A 20,813-nucleotide genomic window follows, 5' to 3' on the forward strand; every position below is an offset into this window, starting at 1 on the left:
CACGGCGTGCTGGGTGTCGCGGAGCATCTGGAGGCGGTGCCGGGCGGTGATGTCATGGCCGACGTTCACCGCGCCGAGGCGATGTCCGGTGGGGGAGTCGAGCGGGTGGCCGTTGACCAGGTAGCGGCGCGCGGGCCGCCCGGGACGGCGGACCACCACCTCCTGGCCGGTGAACCGCTCCCGCAGGGCCCGGACCAGGGGCAGCTCCTCCTCCTTCAGCAGGTGCCTGCCGTCGGCGTCGAACAGCTGGTAGGCCCGTGCCCAGTGACTGCTGTGCACCGGCGTCTCCGGTCCGTGGAGAGCCTCGCGCATCGGCCGGTTGAACCGGATGATCCGGCCTTCGGTGTCGCACGCCGAGACCGGGACGTCGAGGCTGTCCAGCAGGGCCGACAGGAACATGCGCTCCTCCTGCAGCTCCTGCCGGGCCCGCTCCGCGGACCGCGAGGAGATCTCCGCCTCGGCCATCACGGCCAGGCTGCCCAGGGTCTCCAGTTCCTCCCGGTCCCATGCGCGGGGGCGGCCGTCGATCACGCACAGGGCGCCCAGGGGCTGGCCGCAGGGGGCGTGCAGCGGGGTGCCGGCGTAGGCGGCCAGCTCGCCGCGGGCCACGGCGCCGATGTCGCGCCACCGCTCGTCGCACCGGGCGTCGCCCACCGCCAGCGGGGCGTCGTCGACGAGCAGGTGCCGGCACATGGACTGCGACAGGGGAACGTCCCGGGAGGGCGGGAGCCCTCCGGTCCCGGTGTAGCTGAGGATGACCTGCCGGTCCTCGGCGATCAGCGTCACCAGGGCCGCCTGCACGCGCAGCAGCCTGACCGCCATCCGGGTCACCTGGTCCAGCAGCGGCACCCGGCGGACCTCCAGCAGGCCGGTCGAGCGCAGCGCCTCGAGCCGCTCCGGATCACGGACGCGGTCTTCCGTCGTCATGTGCCCATCTCCCCGTGGATCTCTCGTCAGTGAGAAATCGGTAGATGTAAGCCGTTTATGCCCTTTGTTGCGCGAGAATCTCATTCTCCCGCCCGCCGTCCGCGGGTGAGGCCGGCCGGCGGGAACGTTTGGACCCGCTCCTCGCGGAAAGGGAGTCGGGGCCTCCCCGTCCGGAGGCGGGCCGGGCCGGTGTCCGATCGGGAACCGGTTGGCGAACCGCCCCGTGTCGCACCGCGCGACCCGTTACGCTCCGGTCATTCCCCCGACAATCGAATCCCCCTGGAGAGATTCCGTGGCCATCGACCTTGTTACCCGGCGCGAATGGGGTGCTCGCCAGCCGCGCGGTTCGTACACGCAGATCAGCTCCACCAGGGGCGTGAAGGTCCACTACACGGGCGGCCGGGTCGATCCCGGGATCGTCAACGACCACACCCGGTGCGTGGCCCTGGTGAAATCCATCCAGAACAGCCATATGGATGGAAACGGCTGGATGGACATAGGCTACTCGTTAGTAGTTTGTCCGCATCGGAAGGTGTTCGAGGGGCGGGGGGCCAGACGCCTGCCCGCGGCGAACGGCTCCGGGCTCAACAGCGGCCACTACGCCGTGCTCGGCCTGGTCGGCTCGTCCGGCCTGGTCCAGCCCACCGACAACATCCTGCACGGCATCCTCGACGCCGTCGAGTACCTCCGGGAGCGCGGCGGCGCGGGCCGGGAGATCAAGGGTCACCGCGACGGATACGCGACCTCCTGTCCCGGCGAGCCGCTCTACACCTGGGTGCGGCGCGGCGCCCCCCGGCCCGGCGGCGCCCCCGACCCGCCCGAGCCGCACCCGTCGTTCCCCGGCCGGACGCTCAAGTACCCGCCGGTCATGGCCGGCGAGGACGTCCGCGCCTGGCAGCAGCAGATGCGCAAGCGCGGCTGGGGCATCGAGGTCGACGGCCTGTACGGCGAGCAGTCGCGGGACGTGTGCCGGGCCTTCCAGGAGGAGAAGGGGCTGACCGCGACCGGCGCGGTCGACCGCCTCACCTGGAACGCGACCTGGCAGGAACCGATCACCTGACCTCCGGGCGGTGGCACGCCACCCAGTGGTCCTCGCCGATCCGGCGCATGACCGGCTCGACGGCCGCGCACTCCGGACCGGCCTCGGGGCAGCGGGTGCGGAAGCGGCACCCGCTGGGCGGCGTCACCGGCGACGGCGGTTCACCGCTGATCAGCCGGTCCGCCGGGGGCAGGCCGAGTCCGCCGCGGGGGACGGAGGCCAGCAGCGCCCGGGTGTAGGGGTGGGCGGGACGCTCCACCAGGGCGTCGCCGGAGGCCAGCTCGCAGGTCTTGCCGAGGTACATCACCAGGATGCGGTCGCTGACGTTCCTGACGACAGCCAGGTCGTGGGCGATGAACACCAGCGTCAGCCGGTAGCGCTCCTTGAGCCGCTCCAGCAGGGTCAGGATCTGCGCCTGCACCGAGACGTCCAGCGCGGAGACCGGTTCGTCGCAGATCACCACCTCGGGGTCGAGCACGAGCGCCCGCGCGATGGAGACGCGCTGGCACTGCCCGCCGGAGAACTCGTGCGGCCGGCGGGCGGCGGCGGTGGCCGGGTCGAGCCCGACCGCCGCGAGCATCTCGTCGACCCGGTCGGCGCCCGTGCCCCAGATCCGGGGGCCCTCGGCGACGATGTCGCGGACCCTGCGGCGGGGGTTCAGCGCGGAGACCGGATCCTGGAAGATCATCTGGAGTCGTCTGCGGGTCGCGCGCAGCGCCTCACCGCGCAGGGCGGTGAGCTCCACCCCGTCCAGCCGTACCGAGCCGCGGCGCGGCGGGGGCAGCTGCATGAGCGCCCGCGCGGTCGTGGACTTGCCGCAGCCGGACTCGCCCACGATGCCGAGGGTCTCGCCGCGGGCCACGTCGAAGCTCACCCCGGAGACGGCGTGCACGCTCCGCCCGCGCCCGGCGGGGAACTCCACGAACAGGTCCTCCACCCGGAGCACCACCTCGCCGGCGGGACGGAGGTGGGCGGTTCCGCTACCTGCCACGACTGTCGGCTCCTTCATCGAGATCACTGAGATCATTGGGACCACTGAGATCACCGGGGCGGCCGGCCGCCGCGGGGCGACCGGGCCCGCAGGGGCCGTCGAGGCCGCGGCCGTCGCTGTCGGTGCCGGTGCCGCTGCCGGTATCGGCGGGGGCCCGCGCCCCGGTGTCCCGGGGGTACCAGCAGGCGTAGAGGTGGCCGGGCGTCTCGGCCGGCAGCAGCGGTGGCTCCTCCACCGCGCACCGCTCCCGGGCGTAGGGGCAGCGGGGATGGAACGAGCAGCCCGCCGGCGGGTCGGCCAAGTCGGGCGGGCGCCCGGCGATCAGGCGGAGCGGATGGTGGGCCGGGTCGGTCAGCTTCGGCACCGCCGCCAGCAGCGCCTCGGTGTACGGCATGCGGGTCCGCTCGAACAGCGCGGCGGTGGGCCCCCGCTCGACGACCTTGCCGGCGTACATCACGACGACCTCGTCGGCCCACTCGGCCACCACCGCCAGGTCGTGGCTGACCAGCACCACGGCCATGCGGCGCTCCTCGCGCTGCCGCCGGATCAGCCGGAGCACCTGGTCCTGGACGGTGACGTCGAGCGCGGTGGTCGGCTCGTCGGCGAAGAGCACGTCCGGGCCGCACGAGAGCGCCATGGCGATCGTCACCCGCTGCCGCATCCCGCCGGAGAGCTGGTGCGGGTAGCGGCGCATCACGCGCGCGGGCTCGGGGACGCCGACCGAGGCGAGCAGTTCCGTGCCCCGCGCCCGGGCGGCCTTCGCGCCCAGGCCCAAGTGAACCCGGAGCGGCTCGGCGAGCTGCACGCCGATCCTGCGGACCGGGTTGAGCGCCGTCATCGGGTCCTGGAAGACGGCGCCGAACCGGGTCCCCAGGACGCGGCGCATCCGCTCGGGGCTCAGCCCGGTCAGGTCCCGCCCGTCCAGGTAGACCCTTCCGCCGCGCAGCGCCCCGGGGCCCGGGACCAGCCCGAGGACGGAGCGGATGAGCATGGACTTGCCCGAGCCGGACTCGCCCACGATCGCCAGGGTCCGGCCGCGCCGCACGGTGAAGGAGACGCCGTCGACGGCGCGGACGGTGCCGCGCGGGGTCGGCAGGTGGGTGCGCAGACCGGCGACCTGGAGGAGCGCGCCCTCCTCGATCCGGTGCACCTGCCCGGGCGCGGGGAGGGGGACGGCCGGGCGGCGCCGTACGGGCTCCAGGCCGCTCTGCCGGACGTCGGTGAGCGCCCGCAGCCGGTCGCCGACCAGGTTGGCGGAGAGCACGGTCAGGAACATGACGAGCGAGGGGAGGAGCACCGCGTGCGGCGCGGTCTCCATGACGGGGCGGCCCTCGTTGATCAGGCCGCCCCAGGTGGGGGTGGGCGCCTGGACGGACAGGCCGAGGAAGGCCAGCCCGCCCTCGGCGACGATGGTGACGGCCATGCCGACGAAGGCGTAGGAGGCGGCGGGCAGCGCCACGTTGGGCGCGATCTCGCGCCACAGGACGCTCCGGTCGCGGGCTCCCAGTGCACGGGCCGCGGTGACGAACTCCCGTTCGGCGAAGACCAGGGTCGTGCCCCGGACGAGCCGGATCCAGGCGGGGACGCTCAGCACGCCCAGCACGGCGAGCACGTTGACCAGGCTCGCCCCCGCGAACGCCACCACGGCCAGCGCGAACACCATCGCGGGGAAGGCGAGCGCGACGTCGTTGGCGCCCATGATGACGGCGTCGGTCCTGCGCCTGCGGTACCCGGCCAGGACGCCGAGGGGGGCGCCGGCCGCCAGACCGAGCAGGACCGCGCCGACGCCCACGCCGAGGGAGACACGGGCGCCGTGGGCGACCCGGCTGAGCAGGTCGCGGCCGAGCGCGTCGGTGCCGAACGGGTGCTCCGCGCTCGGGCCGGACCGGGGCGGCCCGGCGAGGGTCTCGTCGTAGCGGGGCAGCGGGAGCAGGTCCGCCGCCGCCGCGACGGCGACGACCAGCGCGAGCCAGCCCGCCGCGAGCCAGAAGGCCGGGCCCAGGCGCCGCAGGAGGCCGCGGTGTTCCGGGCGGTCCGGGCGGTCCGGACGGTCCCGGCGGCCCGGCGGCCTAGGCACGCCGGATCCTGGGGTCGACGGCGGCGTAGGCGAGGTCCACCGCGAAGTTGACGAGCACGTAGCCGACCGAGATCAGCACCACGCCTCCCTGCACTGCCAGATAGTCACGGGCGAAGATGGAGTCCACGACGAACCGGCCGACACCGGGCAGGCCGAAGAGCGTTTCGACGATCACCGCGCCGCCGATCATCGCGCCCAGGTTGAGCCCGACGGCGGTGACCAGGGAGACGGCCGAGGGGCGCAGCGCGTGCCGCCACAGGATGCGGCGCGGGGACAGGCCGCGGGCGCGGGCCAGCGTGATGTGGTCCTCCTGGAGGGTGGCGATCAGGTCGGTGCGCAGCAGCCGGGAGTAGACGGCCGTCTCCGGCAGGGCGATGGTGACCGCGGGCAGCAGCACCGAGGTCAGGTTCCAGCCGAGGTCCAGCGAGATCGGCGTCCAGCCGGTCGCCGGGAGCAGTTTCAGCTTGATCGCGAACACGAGGATCAGCAGTACGCCGAGCACGAACACCGGGGTGGAGAGCAGCCCGAAGCAGATCGCCGTCAGCGCGTGGTCCAGCGGCCCGCCCGGCCGCCGGGCGGCGGCGACCGCCGCCGGCACGGCGACGCCGAGCGCGACCAGCTGCGCGGCGGCCAGCAGTTCCAGGGTGACCGGGAGCCGGTCGGCCAGTGACTCCAGGACGGGGACGCCGGTGATGTAGGAGGTGCCGAAGTCGCCGGTGAGCAGGCCGCCGAGCCAGGAGCCGTACCGGACGAGCAGCGGGTCGTCGAGGCCGAGCTCCCGGCGGAGCCGCTCGTGCGCCTCCGGGGTCGCCGCCCCGCCCAGGATCTGCCCGACCGGGTCGCCGGGGAGCAGGCTGAGCAGGGCGTACGACAGGAAGGTGACGACGAGCAGCACCACCAGGAGGCGGACCGCCCGGAACACCGCGGTCATGACCGGCTGAGCCAGACGGAGCCGAACGGGTGGTAGGGCGTCGGCTGGCCGGTCAGCGGCAGTCCGGGCGAGCCGTCGGGCAGGGTGTGCTCGCCGATGCCGCGGACCCTGCTCCTGGCGATGACCGCCCCGGTGCTGAGGTGGTCGACGAAGATGTACGGCACCAGCTCGCGCAGCCGTCTCTGCACGGTGGCGTAGGCCCGCCTGCGCACGTCCGGCTGCGGGTTGGCCCGGCCGGTGTCGAAGGCGGTGCTGAGCTCGGCGTCCTGGATCCGGGAGACGTTGATGGAGATGTCGCCGACCGGGCGGGCGTAGTTCTGGTGCAGGTAGATGTACTCCCCGTCGGGGTCCTGCGCGCTGAAGCCCACCGTGAGCATGGCGTTGAAGGCGCCGGTGACGGCGCTGGTGACCATGTCGGCCTGGTCGGCCTGCTTGATCGAGACGTCCGCGCCGGCCCTGCGCCACATGTCCTGGGCGAGCTCGACGCCCTGCAGGCTGTTGGGGTCGGGTGTGGTGTGCAGGGTGAAGGAGACGGGTCCCTTCTCCGCCTCGACCTCCTTGATCAGCGCGGCCGCCCTGGCCGGGTCGTAGGAGGGGTAGTCGCCGCCGGGGGCGTACCACTCGGACTCCTTCGACCAGGGGCCGTCGGCCGGCTCGGTCAGGCCCGCGCGCAGGGTGGTGGAGAAGGCCCGGCGGTCGAGGGCGTGCCCGAGGGCCCGGCGGACCCGCAGGTCGTCGAGGGGGGCGACCGCGGTGTTCAGCACGAAGGAGTACTCGGGGACGGCCATGCCGGCGGCCCGGTGGACCGTGTAGGCGTCCTTCATCGCGCCGAACCTGGTGATGTCGTCGTCACGGGTGGTGCCCATGGCGTCGACCCCGCCCGCCTCCAGGGTCTGGGCCCGGGTCTGGCTGTCGGGCAGGATCCGGAACTCGATCTCGTCGAGGTAGGGCAGGCCCTTGCGCCAGTAGCCCGGGTTCCTGGTCACCACCATGCGGCTGCCCGGCTGGTACTCCTTGAACAGGAACGGGCCCGTCCCCACCGGCTTCCTGGAGGCGCCCTCCGGGTCGGCGAGCGACGCCCTGGGGACCATCATGCCGATCTGCGAGGCGAGGTAGTTGGGGAAGGCGACCCAGGGCCCCCGGAGCTCGACCTTCACCGTCATCGGGTCGACCAGGGTGAAGGACTCCACCGGCGCGAAGACCGCGCTGGTGAGGCGGGAGGCCTTCTGCGCCTCCAGGTTGGCCTTGACCACCGCTCCGTCGAGCGGTTCGCCGTTGGAGAAGGCGATCCCCGGGCGCACCTTGATGGTCCACTCGTCGGCGTCCGCGCTGGGGGTCACGGACTCGGCCAGGTAGGGTTTCCACTCGCCCTTCGCGTCCATGCCCACGAGCGGTTCGATGATCGTCGTCGCCATGCTGTAGGTCTGCGAGGCGAAGGAGTCGGCCGTGGGGTCGAACCCGTTCGCGTCGGCGCTGAGTCCGTAGACCAGCCGCCCGCCCGCCACCGGGGACGCTCCCGAGGCTCCCGGCGGTCCCGTCTCCGCGGTGGGGCGCTCCCCGCTGCAGGCGGCCAGCCCCAGCGGGACGAGCGACGCCAGCGAGACCGCCATGATCCTCAGACGTTTCACACGTTCTCCTCCCGGTAGCCCCCGAGAGCAATTTCACCGATAGTACTATCGGTGAAAAATCGCACAAGTCCTTCGTGCCGTCCGTTCGCGCCGCCGGTTCCGGAGAAGCCACAGGTAGGGTGGTCGGCGGATCGGGAAGGGCGTCGCGGAGCGGGAGACGGGGTGGCAGTGGCCGGTGCACCGCTGAGCCGCAGCGAGGCCAAGGACCTCACCCGGCGCCGCCTGATGCGCGCGGGCTTCGCCATCCTCGACGCCGAGGGCGAGGCGGGACTGACCACCGTCAAGGTCGCCCGGGCGGCGGGCATCGCCCAGTCGAGTTTCTACGTGCATTTCAAGGATCGGCAGGACCTGCTGCGGGCGCTCGGCGAGCAGGCGGGCGAGCGGCTGCGGGAGGCGATGCGCGAGGCGCGGATGCGGTCTGGGGAGGCCCCCGACGACAGGGAACGGCTCCGCGCGGCCTTCCGGCTCCCGCTGGAGGCCATCTGCCGTCACCCCGAGCTGTTCCGCATCGGCCTGCGCGCCCGGCACGACCCGGCGTCGCCGCTGCGGGAGTATGCCCTGGCGACCGCGGCCGCCTACCGGGCCCACTTCGTCGCGGACCTGACGGCCATGGGCTTCCCGGTCGCCGACGAGGGCGACCGGCGCCGCCTGGAGATGATCGCCGACGGGGTCGGCGCGCTGACCAACGCGATGGCCCTCGGCCACCTGGAGGGGCGCTACCCCGATCTGGAGGAGGCAGTCGACGTCCTGGTGACCTTCTCCCGGGGCTATCTGCGGCTGCTCAGGCCGCCGCGCCGGCCGTTCAATGGGATCTAGGGGCGGTGCCCCGGCGGGCGAACGCATACTATCCCCTGCATGACCGTCCCACCTGAGGAGCTCCGGCCGGCCCTGCGGCCGGCGGCGGACTTCCCGCCGCCCGCCCGCGACGAGTGGCGGGAGCTGGCGCTCGGGGTCCTGCGCAAGTCGGGGGTGCAGGCCTCCTCCCCGGAGGAGGCGCTGGCCTCGACGACCTACGACGGCGTGACCGTCGCGCCCCTGTACGACGCCGCCGACCTGCCCGGCGACCCCGGCCTTCCGGGAGCCGCCCCCTATCTGCGGGGCGCGCGCCCGGTGCGCGGCGGCTGGGACGTCCGGCAGCGGCACGAGGCCGCCGACCCCGAGGCGGTCCTCGCCGACCTGGAGAACGGCGTCACCTCCCTCTGGCTCGCCCTGGCGCCCGAGGACCTGCCGCGGGTGCTGGAGCGGGTCCACCTGGAGCTGATCTCGGTCGTCCTGGAGGCGGGGGAGCGGACCGGTGAGGCGGCCGAGGCGCTGCTGGCGATCGCGGCGCGGCGGGCGGAGCCGGCGGGTTCCGGAGCCGCCGGGCTCACCGGGAACCTCGGCGCCGATCCGCTGGGCCTGCGCGCCCGCACCGGGAGCGCGGCGCGCACGGGGACGGGCGCGGCGGCGGACGCCCGCTCAGGCACGGCGGGTACGGCGGACCCGGCGGCGACTGCGGCGGACGTCCGCGCGGACGCCGCGATGGGGGAGGCCGTCGGGCTGGCCCGCAGGTGCGCGGCGGAGTTCCCTGGGCTGCGGGCGCTGGTGGTGGACGCGACGCCGTACCACGACGCGGGCGGCGGCGACGCCGAGGAGCTGGGCTGCTCGCTGGCGACCGGGGTGGCCTACCTGCGGGCGCTGACCGGCGGCGGGCTGGGCCTGGAGCAGGCGTTCGGGCAACTGGAGTTCCGCTACGCGGCCACCGCCGACCAGTTCCTCACGATCGCCAAGCTCCGCGCCGCCCGGCGCCTGTGGGCGCGGGTGGCCGAGGCGTGCGGGGCGGGCCCCGAGCCCGATCCGGCGGACCCGGGGCGCACCCTGGCCGCGCAGCTGCAGCACGCGGTCACCTCCTCGGCGATGATGACCGCCCGCGACCCGTGGGTGAACATGCTCCGCACCACCCTGGCCTGCTTCGCCGCCGGGGTCGGCGGCGCCGACGCGGTGACCGTGCAGCCGTTCGACGCGCGGCTGGGCCTGCCCGACGCCTTCTCCCGCCGCATCGCGCGCAACACCCACGCGCTGCTGGTCGAGGAGGCGCACGTGGCCCGGGTGACCGACCCGGCCGGCGGCTCCTTCTACGCCGAGCGGCTCACCGCCGACCTGGCCGAGCGGGCCTGGGCGTGGTTCCAGGAGATCGAGCGCGCCGGCGGCATGGCCCGGGCGCTGGAGTCGGGCCTGGTCGCCGACCGGCTGGCCGCGACCCGGGAGCGGCGCGCGGCGGACATCGCCCGCCGCCGGTTCCCGATCACCGGCGTCAGCGAGTTCCCGAACCTGGACGAGCGGCTCCCGGAGCGCACACCCCGGCCCGCCGCGCCCGGGACGGCCGGTCCCGCCGGCGCGGGAGGGCTGCCGGTCGTGCACCACGCCCGGGAGTTCGAGGCGCTGCGCGACCTGGCCGACGCCCAGGAGACCCGCCCGGCCGTCTTCCTGGCCACGATCGGCCCGGTCGCCGCGCACACCGCGCGCGCCTCGTTCGCCGCCAACCTGTTCCAGGCGGGCGGCCTGGCCACCGTCTCCTGCGGCCCGCTGACCGACCCGGGCGAGATCGCCGCCGCGTTCACCGCGAGCGGCGCCCGGGTCGCCTGCCTGTGCTCCGGCGACAAGCTGTACGGCGAGCACGCCGAGGCGGTCGCCGCCGCGCTGGCCGGGGCCGGGGCGAAGCGGGTCTGGCTGGCGGGCAGAGGGGACCACCCGAACGTGGACGGCAACGTGTACGCCGGGTGCGACGCCCTCGCCGTGCTCCGCGAGACCTTCGGCGACCTGGGGGTGGGCCGGACCGCTCCGGACGGCCCGGCGGACTCCGGCGGCCCGGGGACGGACCCGGCCGCCGGCGGCGGTCCCGTGACGGCTCCCGACGAGCGGGGAGAGACCCGATGACGATTCCCGACTTCTCGCAGATCGACCTGGCGGGCGGGGCCGCGGCGCAGGACGGGCCGGACCCGGCCGCCTGGGCGCGGGCCGTACACCGGGCGACCGGGCAGGAGCCCGCCGACCTGGTGTGGGAGACCCCGGAGGGCATCGCGGTCAAGCCGCTCTACACCGCCGCCGACACCGCGGGCCTGGACTTCCCGCACACCTATCCGGGGATCGCGCCGTACCTGCGCGGGCCGTACCCGACGATGTACGTCAACCAGCCGTGGACCGTCCGGCAGTACGCCGGGTTCTCCACCGCCGAGGAGTCCAACGCGTTCTACCGGCGCAACCTGGCCGCCGGGCAGAAGGGCCTATCGGTCGCCTTCGACCTGGCCACCCACCGGGGTTACGACTCCGACCACCCGCGGGTGGCGGGCGACGTCGGCATGGCGGGCGTGGCGATCGACTCGATCTACGACATGCGGCAGCTGTTCGACGGGATCCCGCTGGACCGGATGAGCGTGTCGATGACCATGAACGGCGCGGTGCTGCCGATCCTGGCGCTGTACATCGTGGCCGCCGAGGAGCAGGGGGTGGAGCCCGGGCAGCTGGCCGGGACCATCCAGAACGACATCCTCAAGGAGTTCATGGTCCGCAACACCTACATCTACCCGCCGGCGCCGTCGATGCGGATCATCTCCGACATCTTCGCCTACACCAGCGAGCGGATGCCGAAGTTCAACTCGATCTCGATCTCCGGCTACCACATCCAGGAGGCCGGGGCCACCTGCGACCTGGAGCTGGCCTACACCCTCGCCGACGGCGTGGAGTACCTGCGCGCCGGGGTGGCGGCCGGGCTGGACGTCGACCGGTTCGCGCCGCGGCTGTCGTTCTTCTGGTGCATCGGGATGAACTTCTTCATGGAGGTCGCCAAGCTGCGGGCCGCCCGGCTGCTCTGGGCGCGGCTGGTGGCGGGCTTCGGCGCGAAGAACCCCAAGTCGCTGTCCCTGCGCACCCACTCGCAGACCTCGGGCTGGTCGCTGACCGCCCAGGACGTGTTCAACAACGTGGTGCGCACCTGCGTGGAGGCGATGGCCGCCACCCAGGGCCACACCCAGTCGCTGCACACCAACGCGCTGGACGAGGCGCTGGCCCTGCCGAGCGACTTCTCCGCGCGGATCGCCCGCAACACCCAGCTGCTGCTGCAGCAGGAGTCGGGCACCTGCCGGGTGATCGACCCGTGGGGCGGCTCCTACTACGTCGAGCGGCTCACCCACGAGCTGGCCGAGCGGGCGTGGGGGCACATCCAGGAGGTCGAGGCGGCCGGGGGCATGGCCAGGGCGATCGACGCCGGGCTGCCCAAGCTCCGCATCGAGGAGGCCGCGGCCCGCACCCAGGCGCGCATCGACTCCGGGCGGCAGCCGGTCATCGGCGTCAACAAGTACCGCCCGGACGCCGACGAGCCCATCGAGGTGCTCAAGGTCGACAACACCGCCGTGCGGGCCAGCCAGCTGGACAAGCTCCGGCGGCTGCGCGCCGAGCGCGACCCGCGGGCGGTGGAGGACGCGCTGGCGGCGCTGACGGCGGGCGCGGCGGGGGACGCCAACCTGCTGGAGCTGGCGGTGGCGGCGGCGCGGGCCAAGGCGACGGTCGGGGAGATCTCCGACGCGCTGGAGAAGGTCTTCGGCCGCCACGCCGGGCAGATCCGCACGATCTCCGGGGTGTACCGCGAGGAGGTGGGCTCGGGCGTGGAGGCCGTACGCGCCGCGTGCGCGCGGTTCGAGAAGGCCGAGGGGCGGCGGCCGCGCATCCTGGTCGCCAAGATGGGCCAGGACGGCCACGACCGCGGCCAGAAGGTGATCGCCACCGCCTTCGCCGACCTCGGCTTCGACGTGGACGTCGGCCCGCTGTTCCAGACCCCCGAGGAGGTGGCCCGCCAGGCGGTCGAGGCCGACGTGCACGTGGTCGGCGTCTCCTCGCTGGCGGCCGGGCACCTGACGCTGGTGCCCGCACTGCGGGCGGCCCTGGCCGGCCTGGACGCCGAGGACGTCATGATCGTCGTGGGGGGCGTCATCCCGCCCGGCGACTTCGACGAGCTGCGCGCCGCCGGCGCCTCGGCGATCTTCCCGCCGGGCACCGTCGTCGCCGACGCGGCGCTGACCCTGCTGGAGGACCTGTCGGCCCGGCTCGGCCATGCGTCTTGACGACTACCTCCACGGGGTGCGGTCCGGTTCGCGCCGCTGGATCGGCCGGGCCGTCACCCTCGTGGAGTCCACCCGGGCCGACCACCGGGAGCTGGCGCAGCGGCTGCTGGTCGAGCTGACCCCTCTGGCCGGCAAGGCCCGCAGGGTCGGCGTCTCGGGGGTGCCCGGCGTGGGCAAGTCGACCTTCATCGACGCGCTCGGCACCCACCTGACCGGGCTGGGCCACCGGGTGGCGGTGCTCGCCGTCGACCCGTCGTCCACCCGGACCGGCGGGAGCGTGCTCGGCGACAAGACGCGGATGGCCCGGCTGGCCGCGGACGAGAACGCCTTCATCCGCCCCTCGCCCACCTCCGGGACCCTGGGCGGGGTGGCCAAGGCGACCCGTGAGGCCATGATCGTCGTCGAGGCGGCCGGATACGACGTCGTGCTCGTGGAGACCGTGGGCGTCGGGCAGTCGGAGACCGCCGTCGCCGACATGGTGGACACCTTCCTGCTGCTGGCGCTCGCCAGGACCGGGGACCAGCTCCAGGGCATCAAGAAGGGCGTGCTGGAGCTGGCCGACGTGATCGCGGTCAACAAGGCCGACGGCCCGCACGAGCAGGACGCCCGCAGGGCCGCCAGGGAACTGGCCGGGGCGCTGCGGCTGCTCCGCACCGAGCGCACGGTCCCCGTGCTGACCTGCAGCGGGCTCACCGGAACCGGCCTGGCGGAGCTCTGGCGGCAGCTGGCCGCCCACCGGGACGCCCTGGAGGCGTCGGGCGAGCTCGCCGACCGGCGGCGGCGCCAGCAGGTCGGCTGGACCTGGGCGCTGGTCACCGACCGCCTCCTGCGGAGGCTGCACGACCACCCGGGTGTGGCGGCGGTCGCGGGAGAGGTCGAGCGTGCGGTCCTGGACGGCTCCCTCACCCCGGCGCTGGCCGCCGACCGCATCCTGGACGTCTTCGCGGAGGGCGGCCCCCGGCCCTGACCGTGCGGATGCCCTCACCGTGCGTGACGTGCGGAGACCGGGTCGGGCCGTCAATTAAGGCGTTTCCGTTAACCCGCGGTTAAAGTCACGCTTCTGTCGGTTTGGGGAGATTTCGGGGTGGAGGTGAACTTGATCGATGGTAGTCGATCATGTGATACTTCGTCCCGAGAATTACAAATGTCGCGATGCGATCTGCCTTGAATGTGCAGCGCCTGAAAGAAGGTGAACGGCGAGACGGGCGTGGGCCGGGTCCGATCCGTGTCCGTGCAGCGAACGCCGGGCGCCGGCCGCCGTTTCCGCATCTGCCGTCGCCGTACCGCTGGGCACCGCGGACCGCATCGCGCAGGTGGGAGACAGGCAGTGCCGATCGACGTGGACGCCGGGCCTTCCCGGCGGGTGAGATCCGTTCCGATGCGCCGGGCGCTGCCGAGGCTGGTGCACGACCCGGTGAGCGCTCTCGCCGAGTTCGCGCGGGAGGCCGGGGGAGAGGTCGTCCGGCTGGACCTGGGGCCGTTCCGGCCGTACCTGGTCACCCATCCCGACCACGTCCAGCAGGTGCTCCGTACGGAGTGGACGAACTACCAGCGTCAGGGCGTGTTCTGGAAACCCCTGGGGCGCATGCTGGGCGGCAGCATCCTCGGTGAGGGCGAGCCGTGGAAGTCCAGCAGGAAGGCGCTGCAGCCCCTCTTCACCTCCCGGTACGTCGCCGGGATCGCCGGTGAGATGGCCGCGACGATCAACGAGCGGGTCGGGGAACTGGCCGGGTACGCCCGTGGCGGCAGGCCGATCGACGCCGCCCGGGAGATGAAGGACATCGTGAACCAGGCGGTCGTCCGGGTGCTCTTCGGGGACAAGATCAGCCGTGCGGACGGGGAGCGCCTGGCGCCGGCCTACGACACCGCGGCGGGCTCGATCGGGTTCCGGCTGCTCATGCCGTTCGTTCCCTACTCGGTGCGGGTACCCGGCGACCGTGCCTTCATGAAGGCCGTCAGGACGGTCGACGAGGTGGTGTTCCCGCTGGTCCGTGAGGCGCGGGCCGACCCCGGTGACGGGACGGACGTCATCTCCGCCCTGTGCCGGAACCGCGGGAAGGAGGTCGACGACCGGCAGATCCGCGACGACCTGGTCAGTGTGTACGGCGCGGCGTCGGAGACCACGGCGATGACCCTCACCTGGCTGTGGCCGCTGCTGGACGCCCACCCGGAGGTGGCGGTGAAGCTGCGCCGGGAGATCGAGGACGTGGTCGGTTCGGGACCCGTCACTCCGGCGCACGTCCCCGAACTGGGCTACACGCGGATGGTCCTGCAGGAACTCATGCGGCTGTATCCGGCGGGCTGGATCTTCCCGAGGATGGCCATGGAGGACGGGACGGTCGGCGGAGTGCGGATCAAAGCGGGTTCGCAGCTTCTGATCACCCCCTACGCCACCCACCGGCTGGACGACTTCTGGGAACGGCCGCTGGAGTTCGACCCCGACCGGTTCCTGCCCGGGAAGCAGGAGCGCCGACACAGGTACGCCTACTTCCCCTTCGGCGGTGGCCCGCACCAGTGCCTGGGGCAGCACCTGTTCTACATCGAGGCGCCTCTCCTGGTGGCCGCCATCCTGAGCCGGTTCCGCACCGCGGTGCGGAGCCCGGGGCCGTTCACCCCGGCCAGGAGCGCGTCCCTCCGCCCCGAGCAGAGGATCGAACTGGACCTGACCGAAGTCGTCCCCGTCCGAGGGACGTCGTGACGGCGGCCCGCCCCGGCCCCGCGGACCGGGTGGCGGCCATGGAGAGCGGGACGGTCTGCGCCGTCGCGGGACGGTCCCAGCGGGAGATGAGCGAATGGGCGCAGGCCTATCCGGGCCTGTTCTCCGCCAAGCCGTTCGACGCCGCCCTGTACAGCACGCTCTCACTCGCCATGGCCTTCAGCGGGCCGTGGCTCACCGCCGGGCAGCTGCGCATGGCGAACAAGGCCTCCCTGTGGGCGTTCGGCCTGGACTGGCTCGTCGACTACGTCGCCGCCTCGTCGCAGGAGGTCGAGGAGATCGCCCGGCGGTGCCTGGAGGTGGCCGGCGGGGCCCCGCCGGCCGACGGCGACGACCTGGCCCGCATGCTCGCCGACATCCGGGACGAGCTCGCCTCCTCCCCCGCCTTCCCCGAGCTCGGGCCGGTCTGGCGGGACGAGCTGGAGCGGATGCTGGACGGAATGCTCGCCGAGTGGCGCTGGAAGGCGGACAAGACCGTCCCGACGTTCGAGGAGTACCTCGGCAACGCCGACAACCTCGGCTTCTCCTTCGTGTTCGCCGCCCACTGGATCCACGTCTCGGACCGGGACGCGGTCGCGGACGTCGACCGGGTGCGGGAGGCGAGCCGCGCCGTGCAGCGGGTCATCCGCCTCCTCAACGACCTGGGCACCTACGAACGGGACGTCGCCTGGGGCGACCTCAACGCCCTCCTGCTCGACGTCACCCGCGCCACGGTGGAGCGGCGGGTCACCGAGCTCGCGGCCCGGAGCCGGGAACTGATCGAGCCGCTGCGGGAGGCCCAGCCGGGACTGGCGGGCTACCTGGAGCGGCAGATGGACTTCTGCGCCGGGTTCTACCGGGTGGGCGACTACTGGGGGACCCTTTGACCGTCGACGTGAACGCGGGTACGGCCCTGCTCCCGGGAACGTGCGCGACCGGCGGCGCGGCCGATCCGGCCGCCGGGGCGCGCGAGCTGGTCGCCGGTCTGCTGGCCCGGCCGTGGGGGCAGGTGTCCCCGTCGGTCTACGAGACCGGACGCGTGGTGAGCCTCGCCCCCTGGCTGGCCGGCCACGCCGAGCGGGTCGCCTTCCTGGTCACCGCCCAGCGGGCGGACGGCGGCTGGGGCCGCCCCGAGGGCGGGTACGCGCTCGTCCCGACGCTGAGCGCGACCGAGGCGCTCCTGGCGGAGCTGCGGCGCCCGTCCCCCTGCGCGGACCCGGTCGTGCTGGCCGGGGCCGTCCGCCGGGGACTGGAGGCGGCCCGGCGCTGGTCGGGCCCGGACGGACCGCCGCTGCCCGACATGCCGGCGATCGAGCTGATCGTTCCCTCCCTGGTCTCCCTGATCGACGGGCACCTGGCCGGTGGGCGTCCGGAAGGCGGATGCCCTGGCGCGCGTTCGCAGAACGGGGTCCCGGACCAGGTGGACCCGGCCGGTGAGGGGCTGGGTCTCCCGGCGGGCATGGACGGTTCCAGGCTCTCCGCGGTCCGGGCCTGGCTGGAGGCGGGCGGGCAGGTCCCGCGCAAGCTGGTCCACGCGCTGGAGGTCGCGGGTCCCGCGACGGCCGCCGCGGAGATCGTCCCCACCCCGGTCGGTCCGGGTGTGGCGTCCGTCGGGGCCTCGCCCGCGGCCGGCGCGGCGTGGCTGGGCGCGGTGCGGGCCGCTGACGACCCGGGACGGCTCCGCGCCGCGGCCGGGGTGCGGCGCTACCTGGAGGCGGTCGTGGACGGATCCGGCGGGCCGGTGCCGTGCGCGATCCCCGTCACCGTGTTCGAGCGGGGCTGGACGCTGAGCTGGCTGCGCCGGGCCGGTGTGCCGGTGGACGTCCCGGCGGGGCTGGCGGCGAGCCTGCGGGAGGGACTGGGCCCGGAGGGCGTCGCCGCCGGGCCGGGCCTCCCGCAGGACGCGGACACCACCTCCGTCGCGCTGTACGCGCTGACCCTGCTCGGCGAGCCGCGCGAGCCGGACGGGCTCTGGCCGTACGAACTGGAGACCCACTTCTGCACCTGGCAGGGGGAGGAGGGCTTCTCCCCGACCACGAACGCGCACGTGCTCGACGCCTTCGGCGCCTACCTGCGCGCGACCGCCACCGGAGGCGCCGCATCCGCCGCGTCCGCCGAGACCCCTTTCCCCGCGCCGGCGTCCCCGGCTCCGGTGGGCCGTCCGGCGGCACGTTACGCGGCCGCGGTGCGGAAGGTGTCGGCGCGGCTGCGCGGCTGCCAGAGCGAGGAGGGGAGCTGGCTGGACCGCTGGCACGCCTCGCCGTACTACGCCACGGTCTGCTGCGCGCTCGCGTTGCACGAGTTCGGCGGCGCGGAGTCGGTGCGGGCGGTGGACCGGGCCGTGCGCTGGGTGCTGGCCGGCCAGCACCCGGACGGGTCCTGGGGGCGGTGGGAGGGCACGGCCGAGGAGACCGCCTACGCACTGCAGACCCTCCTGCTGACCCTCCCGGAGTGCGGGGACGCGCCTGCGGAGACGGCGGAGGCGGTGGCGCGCGGCCACCGCTTCCTGTCGGACACCGCAGACGGGGAGGAGGGCCCGCGGCTCTGGCACGACAAGGACCTGTACTTTCCGGCGGCGATCGTCCGGGCGGCCGTCCTGGGCGCGCTGCAGCTCGCCGACGGGTTCCTGGCTTCGGGGCGAACCACTGCAAGACGACCATGACAGCTGTTATGGTTTATATTTACTGGCGACAGTTAGGACCCTAAAGGGGACAGACGGTTACATGTGGCCGAGGCCGCCTTGAGTGTAATTACCGACGTTGCTAGGGTTCGGCGGGTGCGATGGGCTGTGCCCCGCCACTTCGGTCTTACGGCCTCTGTGGATTCACGCGTCTATCGCCGTGAAATTTAATGCGATTTCTTTTCATTTCCCCAGGGTGGTGTCATGCGCTTGCGCAATGCGCGTCTGCGGACCAAGGTCACGGCGCTGCTGCTGTCGCTCGCGGCCCTCTGGGCGTTCACCGCGTGGGTCACCGTCCGTGACGGACTGAACATGCTGGGCGTGGCGACGCTGAACTCCGGCGTGGCCGAGCCGAGCGAGCGGCTCCTGGTCGAGTTGCAGGCCGAGCGGCGGCTCACGGTGACCCTGCTGGGAGCCTCCGGCGAGGACGCCCGGCAGCGCGAGGCGCTGATGGCCCAGCGCAAGCGGACCGACGCGGCCGGGGCGAACCTGCGTGAGCGCTCGTCCTCCGCCGACGTGGGGCTGGCGGCGAGCGAAGAGCTCGTCCGGCGTATCGAAGGGGTCCTCCGGCGGCTGGACGGTCTGGGCGCCGCCCGTCAGGCGATCGACGACGGCCGCCTGGACCGGCTCCGGAGTGCGGAGGCGCTCACCGGCGTCATCGACGCACTCCGGCGTGTCTATGACGCCATGGCGGTTCTGGACGACGAGGAGATCGCCAAGATCACCCGTACGCTCATCGACCTGACCGACGCCGCGGAGATCCTGGCCCAGGAGGACGCCCTGGCCGCGGGTGCCCTGACGGCGGGGCGGTTCACCGACGGCGAGCGTGTCCTGTTCACGCAGATCGTCGGCACCCAGCGCTTCCTCACCGCCCAGGCGGTGGCCGAGCTGCCCGCCGTCGCTCAGGAGGAGTACCGCCGGCTGACCCGCAGCGGGGACTTCACCCGGTTGCGGGCCATGGAGGACCTGCTGGTCCAGGGGCGGGCGGCGGGCCGGGTCGACGCCGGGCAGTGGACCGCCTCCGCGCAGCGCGTGCAGACGGAACTGTGGCAGCTTGTGCTGAGGGCCGGCGACAGGTTGGTCGAGCAGTCCACTCCGGTCGCCGCCGGTGTCGTCGTGCGGCTGGCGCTCGCCGGCGGTCTGGGGCTCATCGCCGTCATCGCCTCGGTGGTCCTGTCCATCACCACGGCCCGCGCCCTGATCCAGCAGCTCGAGAAGCTGCGGGTCGCCGCCTGGGAGCTGGCCGACAAGCGGCTGCCCGGCGTGGTGGACCGGATCGGCCACGGAGAGGAGGTGGACATCGCGGCCGAGGCCCCGCCGCTGCAGTTCGGCGACGACCAGATCGGGCAGGTCGGCCAGGCGTTCAACGCCGTCCAGCGGACCGCGATCAAGGTCGCGGTCGAGCAGGCCCAGCTCCGCCGCGACATCGCCGACATCCTGCGCAACCTCGCCCGCCGGACCCAGGGCCTCGTGCACCGCCAGCTGACCGTCCTGGACACCATGGAACGGCGCGAGCAGGACCCGCAGGAACTGCGCGACCTGTTCCGGCTGGACCACCTGGCGACCCGCATGCGCCGCTACGCGGAGAACCTCCTCGTCCTGGCCGGGGCCGCCCCCGGCCGCGCCTGGCGGGACCCGGTGCCCATGCTCGACGTGGTACGCGGAGCGCTGGCGGAGATCGAGGACTACACCCGGGTCGACGTGCTCCCCATGGGGGAGGCGTCGCTGGACGGGCGGGCCGTCGGCGACGTCATCCACCTCGTGGCCGAGCTGGTCGAGAACGCGGCCTCCTTCTCCCCGCCCTACACGACGGTGAAGGTCGTCGGGCACAGCGTGGCCCACGGCTACGCCATCGAGATCGAGGACCGGGGCCTGGGCATGAGCGAGGAGGACATCGCCTCCGCCAACGAGCGGATCGCCAACCCGCCCGAGCTCAAGCTGGCGGGCAACGCCCGGCTGGGCCTGTACGTCGTCAGCAGGCTCGCCGAACGGCACGGCGTCCGGGTGACGTTCAAGGCCTCGCCGTACGGCGGCACCACCGTCGTGGTGCTGATCCCGCAGGGACTCGTCGTCCAGGGCGCGGGGTCCGAGGACTCCGGCGGCGTGAGCGTCCCGGCGGCCCGTGCCGGGGCCGTCCCGGCGACCCGGGCGGAGGCCTTCCCCCGCGCCGGGACCGCGGGCCCGGCCGGCGCGGCCGTCGCCGTGGCGCCCGCGCGGGAGACCGGCCCGCCGGAGATCGCGACCTCCCCCGGGCCGACGGGAGCACGGGGAGAGCCGAGCGCCTCCCGGGAGGACCCCGGGGCGGACGCGGTCGCAGCCGGACGGGCGGGGACCGAGGGGAAGGCACCGGTCTCCGGGCGGGCGGAGGCCGAAGCGGGCGCGCCGGTCTCCGGGCGGACGAAGGGCGGCGCGGGCGCCGCGGTCTCCGACTCCTCCTCGCCCTCGATCCTGCCGCCGCCCGACACCAGCCACACCCCGGGCGGCCTGCCGCGCCGGGTCCCCCAGACCCACCTCGCCGTGCCGCTGCGCGAGGACGACCCGCTCCCGGAGCCGGAGCGGCCCGCGGAGGACGGTGAGCGTTCCCCCGAGGAGATCCGGGCCGCCTTCTCCTCCTTCCAGGCGGGGACGCGCCGGGGCCGGTCCGACGCCGCGCAGCTGCTCGCCGGGGACGGGGGACCCGCGGACGGAGACCGACCGTCCGGGTGAACCCGGCGACGACCGTGATCCACGCGTGCCCGCGGGCGCCGGA

14 protein-coding genes are annotated in these 20,813 nt (G+C 73.9%); 9 read left to right on the forward strand and 5 right to left on the reverse strand.

What is annotated here, in order from left to right; all coding sequences use genetic code 11:
* On the reverse strand, positions 1–927 hold a 927-nt coding region (locus IEZ07_RS26510; RefSeq protein ID WP_191897252.1), incomplete at its 3' end, for a GAF domain-containing protein.
* Between the two features lie 292 nt (positions 928–1,219).
* Here IEZ07_RS26510 and IEZ07_RS26515 point away from each other — a divergent pair.
* Complete coding sequence (locus IEZ07_RS26515) at positions 1,220–1,987, forward strand: peptidoglycan recognition protein family protein (RefSeq protein WP_191897254.1); 768 nt, start codon at positions 1,220–1,222, stop codon at positions 1,985–1,987.
* Here IEZ07_RS26515 and IEZ07_RS26520 read toward each other — a convergent pair.
* Genes IEZ07_RS26520 through IEZ07_RS26535 form a run of 4 tightly spaced genes read right to left on the reverse strand, consistent with a single transcriptional unit; the run spans position 1,980 to position 7,593 of the window.
* A complete protein-coding gene (locus IEZ07_RS26520; RefSeq protein ID WP_191897256.1) occupies positions 1,980–2,957 on the reverse strand; it encodes an ABC transporter ATP-binding protein in 978 nt (325 codons plus the stop codon). The two genes, IEZ07_RS26515 and IEZ07_RS26520, sit on opposite strands and share 8 nt — an antisense overlap.
* Positions 2,947–5,034 (reverse strand): dipeptide/oligopeptide/nickel ABC transporter permease/ATP-binding protein, encoded by a 2,088-nt coding sequence (locus tag IEZ07_RS26525; RefSeq protein WP_191897257.1) that lies wholly within the window; start codon positions 5,032–5,034, stop codon positions 2,947–2,949. The genes IEZ07_RS26520 and IEZ07_RS26525 overlap by 11 nt, the downstream gene beginning before the upstream one ends.
* On the reverse strand, positions 5,027–5,965 hold the full coding sequence (locus IEZ07_RS26530) for an ABC transporter permease (RefSeq protein WP_191897258.1): 939 nt from the start codon (positions 5,963–5,965) through the stop codon (positions 5,027–5,029). The genes IEZ07_RS26525 and IEZ07_RS26530 overlap by 8 nt, the downstream gene beginning before the upstream one ends.
* The gene (locus IEZ07_RS26535) at positions 5,962–7,593 is read right to left on the reverse strand and encodes an ABC transporter substrate-binding protein (protein WP_191897259.1); all 1,632 of its coding nucleotides are present in this window, start codon (positions 7,591–7,593) and stop codon (positions 5,962–5,964) included. Before IEZ07_RS26535 ends, IEZ07_RS26530 begins: the two co-directional genes overlap by 4 nt.
* Before the next feature lie 162 nt (positions 7,594–7,755).
* Here IEZ07_RS26535 and IEZ07_RS26540 point away from each other — a divergent pair, with 162 nt between their 5' ends.
* From IEZ07_RS26540 to IEZ07_RS26575, 8 genes are all read left to right on the forward strand, one after another.
* The gene (locus IEZ07_RS26540) at positions 7,756–8,409 is read left to right on the forward strand and encodes a TetR family transcriptional regulator (protein WP_191897260.1); all 654 of its coding nucleotides are present in this window, start codon (positions 7,756–7,758) and stop codon (positions 8,407–8,409) included.
* Between the two features lie 39 nt (positions 8,410–8,448).
* Positions 8,449–10,509, forward strand: a complete 2,061-nt coding sequence (locus tag IEZ07_RS26545; RefSeq protein ID WP_191897261.1) for a methylmalonyl-CoA mutase family protein — start codon at positions 8,449–8,451, stop codon at positions 10,507–10,509.
* Positions 10,506–12,689: a methylmalonyl-CoA mutase gene (gene scpA, locus IEZ07_RS26550; RefSeq protein WP_191897262.1), complete on the forward strand. Its 2,184-nt coding sequence runs from the start codon at positions 10,506–10,508 to the stop codon at positions 12,687–12,689. Before IEZ07_RS26545 ends, scpA begins: the two co-directional genes overlap by 4 nt.
* A complete protein-coding gene (gene meaB / locus IEZ07_RS26555) occupies positions 12,679–13,656 on the forward strand; it encodes a methylmalonyl Co-A mutase-associated GTPase MeaB (protein WP_191897263.1) in 978 nt (325 codons plus the stop codon). The genes scpA and meaB overlap by 11 nt, the downstream gene beginning before the upstream one ends.
* Positions 13,657–14,016: 360 nt before the next feature.
* Positions 14,017–15,387 (forward strand): cytochrome P450, encoded by a 1,371-nt coding sequence (locus tag IEZ07_RS26560; RefSeq protein ID WP_204054620.1) that lies wholly within the window; start codon positions 14,017–14,019, stop codon positions 15,385–15,387.
* Positions 15,384–16,271 (forward strand): terpene synthase family protein, encoded by an 888-nt coding sequence (locus IEZ07_RS26565; RefSeq protein ID WP_191897264.1) that lies wholly within the window; start codon positions 15,384–15,386, stop codon positions 16,269–16,271. The genes IEZ07_RS26560 and IEZ07_RS26565 overlap by 4 nt, the downstream gene beginning before the upstream one ends.
* Positions 16,268–18,046 carry a prenyltransferase/squalene oxidase repeat-containing protein gene (locus IEZ07_RS26570; protein WP_239320658.1) on the forward strand — a complete coding sequence of 593 codons (1,779 nt, stop codon included), beginning with the start codon at positions 16,268–16,270 and terminating at the stop codon, positions 18,044–18,046. The genes IEZ07_RS26565 and IEZ07_RS26570 overlap by 4 nt, the downstream gene beginning before the upstream one ends.
* 222 nt (positions 18,047–18,268) lie before the next feature.
* Positions 18,269–20,770: a sensor histidine kinase gene (locus IEZ07_RS26575; protein ID WP_191897265.1), complete on the forward strand. Its 2,502-nt coding sequence runs from the start codon at positions 18,269–18,271 to the stop codon at positions 20,768–20,770.
* Positions 20,771–20,813: the final 43 nt, after the last annotated feature.

Source organism: Planomonospora parontospora, from assembly GCA_014647935.1.
Classification (GTDB): domain Bacteria; phylum Actinomycetota; class Actinomycetes; order Streptosporangiales; family Streptosporangiaceae; genus Planomonospora; species Planomonospora parontospora.

Coding starts and splice junctions, on each gene's coding strand:
- scpA (WP_191897262.1), top strand. CDS start 10,506: ATGACGATTCCCGACTTCTCGCAGATCGACCTGGCGGGCGGGGCCGCG.
- meaB (WP_191897263.1), top strand. CDS start 12,679: ATGCGTCTTGACGACTACCTCCACGGGGTGCGGTCCGGTTCGCGCCGC.
- IEZ07_RS26530 (WP_191897258.1), bottom strand. CDS start 5,965: ATGACCGCGGTGTTCCGGGCGGTCCGCCTCCTGGTGGTGCTGCTCGTC.
- IEZ07_RS26575 (WP_191897265.1), top strand. CDS start 18,269: ATGCGCTTGCGCAATGCGCGTCTGCGGACCAAGGTCACGGCGCTGCTG.
- IEZ07_RS26545 (WP_191897261.1), top strand. CDS start 8,449: ATGACCGTCCCACCTGAGGAGCTCCGGCCGGCCCTGCGGCCGGCGGCG.